Annotated in this window: 11 protein-coding genes; 8 read left to right on the top strand and 3 right to left on the bottom strand. The window is 55.0% G+C overall.

What is annotated here, in order from left to right; all coding sequences use genetic code 11:
* Positions 1–3: 3 nt before the first annotated feature.
* The 8 genes from RWV98_RS16030 to RWV98_RS15995 all read left to right on the top strand — a co-directional run bounded on the left by RWV98_RS16030 (position 4) and on the right by RWV98_RS15995 (position 9,070).
* Positions 4–1,470, top strand: a complete 1,467-nt coding sequence (locus RWV98_RS16030; protein ID WP_317862014.1) for a recombinase family protein — start codon at positions 4–6, stop codon at positions 1,468–1,470.
* Between the two features lie 214 nt (positions 1,471–1,684).
* Positions 1,685–2,842 carry a GLUG motif-containing protein gene (locus RWV98_RS16025; protein ID WP_317862013.1) on the top strand — a complete coding sequence of 386 codons (1,158 nt, stop codon included), beginning with the start codon at positions 1,685–1,687 and terminating at the stop codon, positions 2,840–2,842.
* A complete protein-coding gene (locus tag RWV98_RS16020; protein ID WP_317862011.1) occupies positions 2,784–4,769 on the top strand; it encodes an S-layer homology domain-containing protein in 1,986 nt (661 codons plus the stop codon). The genes RWV98_RS16025 and RWV98_RS16020 overlap by 59 nt, the downstream gene beginning before the upstream one ends.
* A gap of 109 nt (positions 4,770–4,878) precedes the next feature.
* On the top strand, positions 4,879–5,379 hold the full coding sequence (locus RWV98_RS16015; RefSeq protein ID WP_317862009.1) for a hypothetical protein: 501 nt from the start codon (positions 4,879–4,881) through the stop codon (positions 5,377–5,379).
* 97 nt (positions 5,380–5,476) lie between these two features.
* A complete protein-coding gene (locus RWV98_RS16010; RefSeq protein ID WP_317862007.1) occupies positions 5,477–6,157 on the top strand; it encodes a response regulator transcription factor in 681 nt (226 codons plus the stop codon).
* The gene (locus tag RWV98_RS16005) at positions 6,141–7,604 is read left to right on the top strand and encodes a sensor histidine kinase (RefSeq protein WP_317862005.1); all 1,464 of its coding nucleotides are present in this window, start codon (positions 6,141–6,143) and stop codon (positions 7,602–7,604) included. The genes RWV98_RS16010 and RWV98_RS16005 overlap by 17 nt, the downstream gene beginning before the upstream one ends.
* Before the next feature lie 130 nt (positions 7,605–7,734).
* Positions 7,735–8,466: a MurR/RpiR family transcriptional regulator gene (locus RWV98_RS16000; RefSeq protein WP_280962896.1), complete on the top strand. Its 732-nt coding sequence runs from the start codon at positions 7,735–7,737 to the stop codon at positions 8,464–8,466.
* Between the two features lie 16 nt (positions 8,467–8,482).
* A complete protein-coding gene (locus RWV98_RS15995; RefSeq protein ID WP_317862004.1) occupies positions 8,483–9,070 on the top strand; it encodes a GNAT family N-acetyltransferase in 588 nt (195 codons plus the stop codon).
* Between the two features lie 159 nt (positions 9,071–9,229).
* Here the strand turns inward: RWV98_RS15995 and RWV98_RS15990 are convergent, their stop codons facing one another.
* Genes RWV98_RS15990 through RWV98_RS15975 form a run of 3 tightly spaced genes read right to left on the bottom strand, consistent with a single transcriptional unit; the run spans position 9,230 to position 12,815 of the window.
* On the bottom strand, positions 9,230–10,558 hold the full coding sequence (locus RWV98_RS15990) for a family 4 glycosyl hydrolase (protein ID WP_317862002.1): 1,329 nt from the start codon (positions 10,556–10,558) through the stop codon (positions 9,230–9,232).
* Positions 10,555–12,015: a PTS transporter subunit EIIC gene (locus RWV98_RS19515; RefSeq protein WP_442872079.1), complete on the bottom strand. Its 1,461-nt coding sequence runs from the start codon at positions 12,013–12,015 to the stop codon at positions 10,555–10,557. Before RWV98_RS19515 ends, RWV98_RS15990 begins: the two co-directional genes overlap by 4 nt.
* Complete coding sequence (locus RWV98_RS15975) at positions 12,012–12,815, bottom strand: carbohydrate deacetylase (protein WP_317862000.1); 804 nt, start codon at positions 12,813–12,815, stop codon at positions 12,012–12,014. The genes RWV98_RS19515 and RWV98_RS15975 overlap by 4 nt, the downstream gene beginning before the upstream one ends.
* Between the last annotated feature and the right edge of the window lie 119 nt (positions 12,816–12,934).

Below are 12,934 nucleotides of genomic sequence, written 5' to 3'. Positions count from 1 at the left end.
AATATGGGCGAAAAAGTCGTGATATACGCGCGTTATTCCTCGGACAAGCAACGCGAAGAATCGATTGAGGGACAGTTGCGTGAATGCTATGCTTATGCGAAGCAGCACGATATGTGCGTCATCAAAGAGTACACAGATCGCGCCTTTTCCGCCAAGACAGATGCGCGGCCTTCTTTTCAGCAGTTGATAGCGGACAGCGCGCAGGGACATTTCGATACCGTTTTAGTTTGGAAGCTGGATCGTTTTGCGCGAAACCGATTTGATTCGGCTCATTATAGGCATATCCTGCAAAAAAACGGCGTAAAGCTTATTTCTGCAACCGAAGCCATTTCGGACGGTCCTGACGGAATTCTGCTTGAATCCTTGCTTGAGGGTATGGCTGAATACTATTCAGCGGAACTTGCGCAGAAAATTCGACGTGGGCAGCACGATAATGCAAAAAAATGTCGTTGGAATGGTGGTGCACTTGCGCTCGGTTATCAAATCGATACGGATGGACACTATCAGATCGATCCCGTGACCGCTCCCATTGTACAAGAAATTTTCACTCGCTACGCTGATGGCGAATCTGCTGCTCTGATTACCAATTCTCTCAACGCACGTGGCTTGACCAGTGCGCGCGGCTGCAAATTTAACAAAAATAGCTTACATAGTCTTTTACGTAACCGTCACTATATCGGCGAATACCATTATGGTGATGTGATGATACCGAATGGCGTTCCCGCGGTTATCGAACCTGTGCTTTTTAACCGTGCGCAAAAACGGCTTGAAAAAAACAAACGTGCGCCTGCGCACACGAAAGCCAAAGAAGAGTACTTGCTGACGGGTAAACTATTTTGTGGACTGTGCGGTAAGGCGATGGCGGGTGAAAGTGGAAAAAGCCATACAGGCGTAATCCATTACTACTATAAATGCATGGGAAGAAAACGCGGTAAGCACTGTTACAAAAAGACTGTTCACAAGAACTGGATAGAGAAGCTCATTGTGCAGCAAACCGTGTCTCTCGTTATGTGTGATGATGTGATCGCCCGTATCGCAGATGCAGTAATAACGGCTCTGGCGCAGGAAAACACGACATTGCCAAAGCTGAATGCTGATTTAAAAGATGTTGATTCCCGCCTAAAGCACCTGCTAAGCGCCATTGAGCAAGGGCTGTTTACGCCTGCAACCAAAGAACGGCTTGGCGAACTTGAGCAGCGGAAATCACAATTAGAGGCCGATATTGCGCACGAATCGCTTCGGCGGACCGTGCTCACCCGTGAGCAGATTGTTTTCTGGCTTATGCAATTTCGGCAAGGTGATGTCAGCGACAAAGGCTATCAGAAGCGCCTGATCGACTGCTTTGTCAATGCACTTTATCTTTATGATGATAAACTCGTTTTGATCTTCAATTATAAAGACGGTAGTGAAACCATCTCCTTCGATCTTTTCCAAGGTTCGGATTTGTGTAAAAGCAGTTCACCAAGATAAATCCCGTCCAAACCAATGTTTGGACGGGATTTTGTTGTTTTCCGGGATAGGGTTTCGTGTGGCGGCTTTTTTGCTGATCGTCCCGAAAAACACGTCGTTTATCCTTTCGGCAGATGGGACGGGGGACGGCGTGATAAGGTTATCGTAATTCAATGGCGATATGTCTGGGGCTATGGATGAGTCGGGCGCAAAGATACGCAAGGAGGAAAACAACATGCTAAAACAATGGCTTGGAAGATTGGACGCAAAGGGTAGCGCGCAGTACGGAACCGTGGCGCGGCGGGCTTTGGCGCTGGGGCTGACCCTGTGCATGGCGCTGGGTGTGCTGCCGGTGCGCGCGCTGGGCGCGGATGATACGGGGGAACCCAAGAGCAAAACGCCTGCCGAGGGGCAGGCGTGGAGTACCGTGGCGGGTAATGCTGAAAAGGGCACTGATTATGAGATCGCTCAAGACACAAATATTACGATCAAAACCGCGTGCGGTTTGGCGTGGTTCGCGGATCAAGTGACAGAGAAACAAAATAACTGCATCGGCAAGACCGTGACGCTGGAAAACGATATCGATTTGGGTGATTACCCATGGACGCCAATCGGCAATTATTACAGCGTGTATGCCGGTACGTTCGATGGGAACCACAAGAAAATTGAGGGCATGGCCGTTGACACCCAAAACGGAACGGCAGGGCTTTTTGGCAATCTGGCACAATCAGCCACGGTGAAGGATTTGACAGTGAGCGGCACGGTCGTTGACACATATCGTGGCAGCAGCCGGGTCGGCGGCATTGCCGGAATAAATGAGGGCACGATCAGCAATTGCACCTTTGACGGCGGCATTATTCAAACAAAGGGAGATAATCAGTGTGTCGGCGGCATTGCCGGATTAAATAACGGCACCATAACCGGCTGCACCAATGATGGAATGATCGAGGGCAAGGGCACTACTGAGATATATGTGGGCGGCATTGCCGGGTCCAACCATGGCACGATCACAAATTGCACAAATAACGGCGATGTTTCCGGTGGGGTCACGTATAACACCACTTCTGTAGGCGACCTCTGGGGCAGCACCAACTGGCAGATCTACGGCGGCTATGTGGGCGGTATTGCCGGTGATACCCAAAACGAGAGCGTCGGCGCTCAAACCGGGAACACCAATTACGGTACGGTGACAGATTTAAACAGCAGCGCAAACAACGTATCCGTTTTGGACGCGGAGGGTAAACTGCTGGGTGGATACGTCACGCTGACTGCGGCCTTTGCCGCCGCGCCGGACGGGGGTACGATTCGAGTAGAAAAAGGACTGCGCAGAGGAGATGCAAATAACTTTAGCAGGTGCCGCCTCCCTAAGTCTGACGCTCGACCTGAACGGTAAGACCGTGAGCACAAGCGGATTGGCTCTGGGCAAGGGCGGTCTGACCATAACGGGCAACGGAATTTTCAGAGGGATGCTCTATCAGATGGGCGGCAAGCTGACGATTAAAAACGGCACGTTTAGCGGGCTGTATGCGCATGGTTTCCTGACGCAAGCGTTTGGCGAACTGGATGAACCCGTGCTCTCCATAGAGGAAGGAACGTTTGGCTCAGGCGGTATCACTTACGAGACCAATCTGACTGATTCGGAGGCGGCCAAGGCGGCGCTGCTGGCTACCTTACCCGAGGGCAAGACCTTCAGCGCGCCGCTGGAGACAGCAAATTCGGAAATCACTGGAAATGACGGGATCGTAGTTTATTGCTCCGGACAATCGATCAGCGTCGTCGACGCGGGCGGCACGCAACCTGTGACGGGCACGATCAGCGGCACGGTGTACTACGGCAAACTCCCGGTAAAGGGCGCTACGGTCAGCCTGAAGCAAGGCGGCACGTGCGTGGCGGAGACCCAAACGGGTGAACAGGGCGCTTACAACTTCGACGGCGCTGCTGTCGGTGTTTATAACATCGTGGTTTCGAGCTTTCAAGGCGCTAAGACCGTTATGGTGACGTTGACCGGCAGCGGACCGGTGGTGAAAGACATCTTGCTGTCTGGAGCAAACAAGGAAAGCATTGTCGAAGTGGCGCCCGGTCTGCCCGCCGTGGCGGTCGGCGGCGTGGACGCTGTGGCCGAGACGGAAGGGGCGAACGTGACCTTCGACGTGGGCAAGCAGGAAACGCCTGCGGAGCAGGAGGCTATTAAGGCCATCGCCGTGGGGCAGACCGTTGAGCTGTTTTTGGATCTGCGCCTTTCCAAGCAAATGGAGGGCGGCGAAGCTTCCGCTATTACCGATACCGGAGAGAATGTACTTGAGGTGGTCGTTCCCTATACGTTTACCGGCAGAACGGATGTGACGGTTTACCGCAAACACGGAGACGACCCCGCCGGCGCGCTGAAAGCCTTGTATGCCGCGCCCGATACCCCGGAGGACGGTACCTTCTGGGCGGACACGCAAAACGGATACATCCATATTTACGCCAGTAAATTCTCGACCTACGCGGTCGCCTATACTGCGGAGCCAACGCCATCCAGAAGCGGCGGTTCGTCCACGACCTATTACACCCTGACCGCCACGGCGGGAGAGGGCGGTACGATCTCGCCCAGCGGCAAGGTTCGCGTGGCCCGGAACGACGACAAGACCTTTACGATCACCCCGAACGAGGGCTTTGCAATCGCGGACGTGACGGTGGACGGCAAGAGCGTGGGCGCGGTGACAAGCTACACCGAAAAAAAGGTCACGAAGGAGCACGCGATAGCGGCAAGCTTTCGCGCCGAGGACGAGAAAGCGGCGTGGAACCCCTTTGCGGATGTGAAGGCGGGCGATTGGTTCTATGAAAGCGTTCGGTACGTTTATGAAAAGGGCCTGATGAACGGCACGGATAGCGACCGCTTCAGCCCCGCGCAGAGCACCAGCCGGGCCATGCTCGTCGCTATGCTCTGGCGGTTGGCGGGCCAGCCTGCCGGTAACGGCGCCGCGCCCTTTATCGACGTGACGGCGAGCGCTTACTATGCGGAAGCCGCGGTTTGGGCCGCGGAAAACGGCATTATCAAGGGGTATGGCGACAACCGGTTTGGCCCGAACGACCCGGCCACGCGTGAACAGCTCGCGGCCATCCTGTACCGCTATGCACAGGTCAAGGGGCAGGATACCGCGAAGGCGGGCGACCTGTCTGTGTTTGCCGACCAGCCTTCCGGCTGGGCCGCGGAGCCGGTGCGTTGGGCCGTGGGCGCGGGGCTGCTCTCCGGCAAGGGCGGCGGCGTACTGGACCCGACCGGCAACGCCACCCGCGCGGAAACAGCGGCGATGCTGATGCGATATTTGGAACGGTAAGAGAGCCACGCAGAAACAAAAATTCCACAGGAATTCCTAAAAGCGCCCATCGGGTTTCCAAGGTTGTGCGGTATCATAGAGCCATACCAAAGGAGAGGAGGTATGACAAATGAAACTACAGTCGATTCTGGGTTCCGTGCTGGCGGTCGCTTTGCTGGCGGGCAGTGCGGTAACAGCGTTCGCGGCGGAGGATGCCACGGCGTATGGCTACTTGTATGGGCAGGAACAGAACAGCGCCCGGCATGCGCAGTTTGAACATGCGGCGGGACTGACGAGCAACGCGGAGCGCGAAGCCTACTTGGAAGCGCAGGGCATTGGCGGCGGGCAGTACGGCGGTTCGCGGCATTTGGATGCCGAGACGCTGGCCGAGGCCGGTGTGATCGATCAGGTGACGGCCGGCAAGATCGAGGCGTATGCTTCCGACTGGCACGACCTGATCCACGACAGGTACAGCGGCGATATGTCCGACATGACGCCGGAGGAACGTCACGCGCGCTATGCAAGCTATGCAAAGGACGGCGCGGACGGCGATTCGGTGGAAGACCTTTTGAACGCGGGCGTGATCACGCAGGCACAAGCGGACGCGATTGATGCCTTTCTTGGCGAATAAAACGGCAAAACATCAAGCCGGCACAGTTTTTATGCTGCGCCGGCTTGATGTTTTCGTGTATAATAGAACATATCAAATGCAAAGGGAGGCGCTAAGATTGGCCAAGATCCTGATCGTGGACGATGAACCGGATATTTATCAGCTCATTCGCCGGTACGCGGAGCATGAGGGACACGAAACGACGCGGGCCGCTGACGGTGTGGAAGCCGTCGCCCTATGTCGTGAAAACGATTACGACATGATCGTTATGGATGTTATGATGCCGGATATGGACGGCTTTACGGCCTGCAAACAAATTAAGAAAATAAAGGATATCCCTGTTTTGATGCTTTCGGCACGCGGCGAGGAATACGACAAATTGCTCGGCTTTGAGATCGGGATAGACGACTATATGGTCAAGCCCTTTTCTCCAAAGGAGCTGATGGCGCGGGCCCATGTGATCGTAGACCGGCACCGGCCCTGCGCCGGTCCGGCGGCGGAGCAGCCGATCACGCTGGGCGCGCTATGGATCGATCCGCTGGGGCGGAATGTGTATGTAGGCGGAGCAAAGACCGAGCTGACCGCCAAGGAATACGACCTGCTGCTGTATTTTGTCCAAAACAAAGGGATCGTCCTGACGAGAGAAGCGATCCTGAATGCCGTATGGGGATATGATTACTGCGGGGAAGAACGGACGGTGGATTGGCAGATCAAGCTGCTGCGGGCAAAGCTGGGGGCTTGCCGCGGCTGCATTGTGACAATGCGTGGGGTGGGATATAAATTTGAAGTGGAAGCGTAATGCCTTTGGCGCAAAGCTTTGGCGCTATTTTGCCTTGTTCGCCGCGATCGTTTTTGCGGCGCTTTGGCTGCTGCAAACGGTCTTCCTGCAAAGCTTTTATAACGGCATGGTGATTCGGAACGTGGAAGCGGTGGCTGAACAGATCGCCGCGCAACAGGACGATACGGAGCTTGGCGGGTATTTGGACAGCCTCGCTTCTGAAAACTCCTTGCTGATCTTCCTGACCGACCGACGGGGCGCGATCCTTTACAGCACCGATGAGCACAGCCATGCCTACGCGGGCGTGGACAAGACGCGTCAAACGGACGATCAGCACGGTGGCTCCGAGGAATTGCTGGGCTGGCAGATCGGGGCGAAGCGCAATTTAAGCCTGCCGCAGGAGTACGGCGTTTTTTTGCAGAGGCTGGAGGAAAGTGGGGACGGGACGGTCGGCTATCCGGTCGATAACGGCTCCGCTTATGTGTATGGAATGACGCTTGGGGAGTCGGCGCTTTATATCAGCACGCCGCTCGGCGCTGTGGGCGCTACCGTTGCCATCCTGCGCACGCAGCTCATCTGGATCACGGCGGCTTCGTTGCTGCTTGCGTTCATCATCGCGTATTTCATCGCGCGGCGCTTTGCGCGGCCGGTTGCCGTTCTTTCCGCGCAGGCCGGGCACATGGCGCAAGGGGAGCTTGCGCGCGGCTTTGAAAAGGGCTTTTGCGCCGAGCTGGACGAGCTGGCGGACACGTTGGAGCAGACCGCCGCCACGCTTGCGAGGACCGAAAACTTTCGGCGGGAATTTCTCGCCAACATATCCCACGACCTGCGCACCCCGCTTACCATGATCCGTGGTTATGCCGAAATGGTGCGGGACATATCGTGGGAGGACGAAAAACAGCGGGAAACCGATTTAACCGTCATTATTCGCGAAGCGGACCGGCTTTCCGGGCTGGTGGGCGAAATACTGGACTATACCGCCCTGCAAGCGGGCACGCGGGAGAACGCGTATGAAGCGATCGATCTCAGCGTGGCGGCGCGCGAAGTCCTTGCGCAATTTGAACCGCTATGCGCGCGGGGAGGCTATCACATAGACGCGCGTGTGGAGCCGGGATTAGCGGTATATGGTGACCGGCGGCAGCTTGCGCGGGTGCTGTATAATTTAATCGACAACGCGGTCAGCCATGCCGGAGAAAACAAGGCAGTTCAGGTGACGGTAAAAGCCGTGGGCGCGGGTGTGCGCGCCGAAGTGCGCGACTTTGGGGCGGGCATTTCACCGGAAGATCTGCCACATATATGGGAACGATATTTTACCCTGAAGCAGCAAAAACGCAACGAACAAGGGTCTGGACTAGGGCTAGCCATCTCGAAAGAGATCTTAAAGGCGCACGGCGCGGAATTTGGCGCGGAGAGCGAATGGGGGCAGGGAAGCATTTTTTGGTTTGAACTGAAGAGGATAAAGGGATAAGGGCATAACTAAGGGTCTTGGCTTTTTCGGGCAGACCCTTCTTTCCTTTTGCTATTGAATTGCGGCGAAAGGTGTATTACAATGATTTTAACAGCTGTTTCTAACGCTTTCGGGGAATATGAGGGGCTTTATGATCGATCGTGCCATAATCGATAAACTGTATAAAGGGGTCAAGCTGTCGCAGACGGAAAACGAAGTGATGGAGTACCTCGTCAACCACATCGACGAGGCGATCAAAATCGGCATTCGGGGCGTGGCCCAAAAGGGCTACACCTCGACCGCGACGGTGATACGTTTATCCAAAAAGCTGGGCTTCGACGGTTTTAAGGAAATGACCTACTCGCTTAAAAACACGCTTTCCTCCGCGTCCGGCCAACTGCCGGACGCGCTGCGAGAGGAAATGCATTTTGTTTTCGACAGAAAGGATGTAGCGCATTTCTTTGACATTCTGGACCGCAAGGGCTTTATCTGCGTACATGGGCAAGGCTACTCCCGCCTGATTGCGGAATATTTGGAGAAAAAGCTCATCAGCAGCGCGTGCACCGCGATCTCGCAGGACTATTTAGAGGCCGACACCATCGTTCGCAATTTCCATCACAAGCTGGATACGATGATCATCATCTCGAAATCCGGAAACAATCCGTTTGCACTCGAGGCGGCCAAGCTTTGCCAGCAGGCCAAGATCCCGACGATCGTGTTCACGGGCAACCCGCAGAGCGATCTGAAAAAGTTTTGCAACACGGTTTTCGTCATTAAGGACAACCATCCGTTCGATATTGAAAACGCGCAGTCCAATTACTTTTTCGGTTACTGCATTTTAGCGTTTGAAGAGATGTTCGAGATTTACCACAACCGCACCTGACCGGGAGAACAAAAAGATGCAAAGCGACGATATCCGTATCCGCGCGGCAACGACGGCCGACGCGGAGCAGCTACTGGCGATCTACGCGCCGTATGTCAGCAAGACCGCCATTACGTTTGAATATGAGACGCCGAGTCTCGCCGCATTTCAGGAGAGAATAGAGAACACGCTTAAGCGGTATCCGTACATCGTGGCGGAGAAAAACGGCGAGATACTGGGCTATGCCTACACCGGCGCGTTCGTCGGCAGGGCGGCTTACGACTGGGCGGCGGAGGTTTCCATTTATCTGAAAGAGAGCAGAAGAGGGATCGGACTTGGACGAAAGCTGTACGGGGCATTGGAGGAACTATCAAAAGCACAGCATATCCTGAATCTGAACGCGTGCATCGGCTATCCGGAACACGAGGATACATACCTGACCCAAAACAGCGTGCAGTTCCATACGCATTTGGGATACGCCATCGTGGGAAGGTTCCACAAATGCGGCTACAAATTCGGCACATGGTACGATATGGTTTGGATGGAGAAGCTATTGGGCGAACATCCGGACGTTCCCGCGCCCCTGATCCCCTTTTTCGGAGCTCGCGGGCAAATGGGGGGATAAAGCATAGGAAAGCGTTTTACAGGAACACCGCTCGTTGGATCGCGGTCGGCGCGGCCATTCTTTGCGCCTGTGTTGTCCTTTTGATAATAAAAAAGAAATAAAAAAATCAGCTGCGGGCTTTGCAGCTGATTTTTTTATTCCGATAGAGGCTTTGGGAAATTATTTTAATTCGTTCCAGTAACCCTTGTTGGCCTCTATCAGTTCGTCCAAAACAGCCTTGCCGACCGCATAGGAGGGGACCGTACGGTTGAGCAGGACCGCTTCGAGCGCCTTTTGGTAGGAACCTGTGAGCGCGGCTTCGACCGCGAGCTTCTCATAGCCCTTCTGCGCTTCCATCAGGGACTTATGGAACTGCGGGATGTAGCCGACCGATACCGGCTCGATGCCGGCCGAGCCGACATAGCAGGGGATCTCGACCACCGCGTCGTGGTTGAAGTTGCCGATCGCGCCGCGGTTCATCGTATTGATGATGAAGCGTTCGCGGGTGTTGTTGATGATCGCATTCGCAATATCGACGATATAGTTGCCGTGCACGCCGGTGTGCAGCGCGCTGCCCTTCGTGGTGCCGGCTTCGATGCAGCGCTCGCAGTCGTCAAACACAACCTTTTCACGTACATCGAGCACGTAATTGGCGCGGGTATAGCCCTTGTCCATGTGAGATACGATCTCATTGTGGAAGTAGTAATAGGACATGTAGACCAACGGGAAAAACTCCGGGAAGGCGCGGAAACCGTCGATCGCATGCTCGTACATTTCGCCCCAGTAGTTATCGTGCTTTTCCTCAGCCTCCGCGTTGACAAGGCTGACTTTTTCGCCCGAGAGCACCCGCTCGCGCAGGGCGGGCAGCAGGTCGCGCCCTTCCTTATCGTAAATATGGGTGAACCAGCCGAAGTGGTTCAGGCCGAAGTACTGAAAGGTCAATTCCTTATGGGGCACCTGCAGGAAGTCCGCGATGGTCTCCTCCTGCGAGATCGGCATATCGCAGATGCATAGGGCCTTGGCGTTCGGATAGGTGCGGTAGATCGCTTCCGAGATCATGGCCTCCGGGTTGGAGTAGTTCAGGATCCACGCGTCCGGGCAGATCTCCTGCGCCTTGCCTACAATATCGAGAATAGCGGGGATGCAGCGCAATGCGAACGAGAAGCCGCCGAGGCCGCAGGTCTCTTGCCCGAGGATATTATGGCTGAGAGGGATCTTTTCGTCCTTCTCGCGCTGCTGGTTGCAGCCCGGGCGGATCTGAACGAAGAGGAAGTTCGCGCCGCGAAACGCCTCTTCCATATCGGTGGTGTAGGTAACGGGCACGCCGTCCGCGCGCTCGGCGGCGTACATCTCGCAGAAACGGCCGGTGCGCTGCACGCGCTTTTCGTCAATATCGTAAAGGGCGATCTCGCTAAGCTTCAGGTCGTCCTTGCGGGACAGCAGCACGGCCACGATCGCGGGGGTGTAGGACGAGCCCGCGCCCACGACTACAAATTTATTCTTTTTCATACTATAATGCCTCCTAAACAGCAAGGAAAACGGTGATTTAAATGATCTGCTCGATCTCGGACATGACGTTGTGCACCTCGGAGCCGATGATGATCTGAATGCTTGTATCCGATAGCGTGACCACGCCCTTGACGCCCATCTGCTTGATCTTGTCCAGATTCATCAGAGAAGCGTCGCGAGTTTCGACGCGCAGGCGGGTCATACACTTGCCGATGTTTTCGATATTGCCCGCTCCGCCAAGGTTCTCGACGATCTTCTTGGCCATGTAGGCGTAGTTCTTGTTGGAAAGGGTCGCGGTCTTTTTCTTCCTCGGTGATCTCCTGTGAGTCGATGAAATCATCCTCGCGTCCAAGCGTTTTCAGATCGTACTTGTTGATAAGAAAACGGAAGGTAAAGAAGTAGAGCAGGAAGAAAACGATACCGACCGGGATCATTAAAATCACATTGCTGCCAAGGCCCCAGTTGAGCGTCATATCGATGATATTGCCGCCTGAGGAAAAGCCGAGCCGGATATGGAGCAGATAGCACACCGCGCCCGCAAGGCCGGTATACAGCGCGTGCACAAAATAAAGCTGCGGCGCGACGAACATGAAGGAAAATTCGAGCGGCTCGGTGATACCGGTGACGAACGAGGTGATCGCGGACGAGGTCATCAGGCCCTTTACCTCGCTTTTGCGCTTTTTGGCGCACTTGTACATGGCGAGCGCCGCGCCGGGCAGGCCGAACATCATGACGACGAAGAACATGGACAGGAACAGGCCCGCGGTCGGGTCGCCCGCGAGGAAGCGGGTCATTTCGCCGGTGACGACGGTGCCGTCCGGCTGGGTATAGGAGCCAAGGTTAAAGTAAATGTACGAGTTGAACACGTGATGCAGGCCGACCGGGATGAGCAGACGGTTCAAGAAACCAAAGATAAACACGCCGATTGCGCCGAGTCTGGCGATGCCGATGGCGAAGCCGTCGAGCAGCAGCTGGATGGGTGGCCAGATATAGCTGAGCGCATAACCGAGCGCGACGGTGAAGATGGGCGCTAAGGTAATGACGAACTTTTCACCCGTAAAGAAGTCAAAGATTTTAGGGGTGTTCCATTCCTTACTGTGGTTAAAGATCCACGCGGTGAAGCAGCCCACGACGATGCCGGCGAAAATACCCATGTTGATGGTATCATCCAGCGAAGCGAAGGTGGCCTTCAGTACGAGGATGGACAGCAAGCTCGCCACCATGGGTGAGACTTTGTCCTTTGCCTTGGCAAACGCAACCACCGCGCCAAGCGCAAACAAGATATCCATATTGCCGAATACGATGTCGCCCGCCGTCTTGAGCAGCGGAATGTTCAGCATGTCGTCGGACGCGATGCGGGAAAGAATGCCCGCGACCGGCATAGCCGTGACCGGGACAAGCATGGAGCGCCCAAGCTGCGCTAATTTCTTTTTTAAACTGTTCAGTGCCGCTTTCATTTCTGTTCCTCCCATAATCCTTTATAGCTTGCAAGGGATACGCCCAACCGCTCCACATAGGCCCGGGTATCGGGGCTTACGAGCAGGTCGACCTCGCACATGCGGTGCAGGTTGAAAGACGAGGTGAGCATCACGTCCGTATCAAGATAGGCAGGGTGGCACATGACCTCCACCGTGTCCATGGTTTCAAACGCTTCGCGTACGATGCGCTGCATGCAGTCCCAAATGCCTACCGCGTATTCGGGCAGCGGGGTGTGAAAATGGACGTTTGAGCTTTCAATAAAATCGATCAGGCAGTTCGGGCACGGCACGCCTTCGATATCGCCATCCGTGCGGCTCGGCTTGGAATTGCGCACCGGCAGGCCGTATTCCTTGGCCAAGCGCACGAACACGGATTCCAGCCCCTTGAAAATGTGTACGTGGTGGTGCGAATCGAAGTGAGTCGGTTCAATACCGGAGACGAGCACCTTTTCGATCTGCGCCTTCCATTCGTCGTAGACTTCGTTTGGGTCCAGCACCGTGTCCTCCTGTTTGTAGAAGGAAAGGCTGTGGAAGGTCCCGTTTGCTTCCGTGAGCGTTTTGTGGCCGCCAAGCACCGGACGGCCGCAGGTGAGCGTCAGGTGTACGCCGATACCGAGCGTCGGATGGGCTTTCGCGAGTGAAACCGCATGGTCAAACCCCGGCATACCCGCCATGAGTGTGGTCGATGTCAAAATACCGCGCAGATGACTTTCCAGAATACCGTAGTTGACGCCGTAGGAATAGCCGAAATCATCCGCGTTGAGTATCAGTTTCTTCATACTCTTTCTCCCTTTCTTTTGTGGTGCTCTCAGTATATCTTGTTGCCGACGCAGCGTAAATATAAAATATAAGTTATGAAACAGGTTACGCAAATCTGGCGTTTGTAACTATGAATTCT

Source organism: Agathobaculum sp. NTUH-O15-33, from assembly GCF_033193315.1.
Classification (GTDB): domain Bacteria; phylum Bacillota; class Clostridia; order Oscillospirales; family Butyricicoccaceae; genus Agathobaculum; species Agathobaculum faecihominis_A.
Note: the sequence above shows the minus strand (reverse complement) of the source record. Positions and strands in the feature narration are given on the sequence as shown.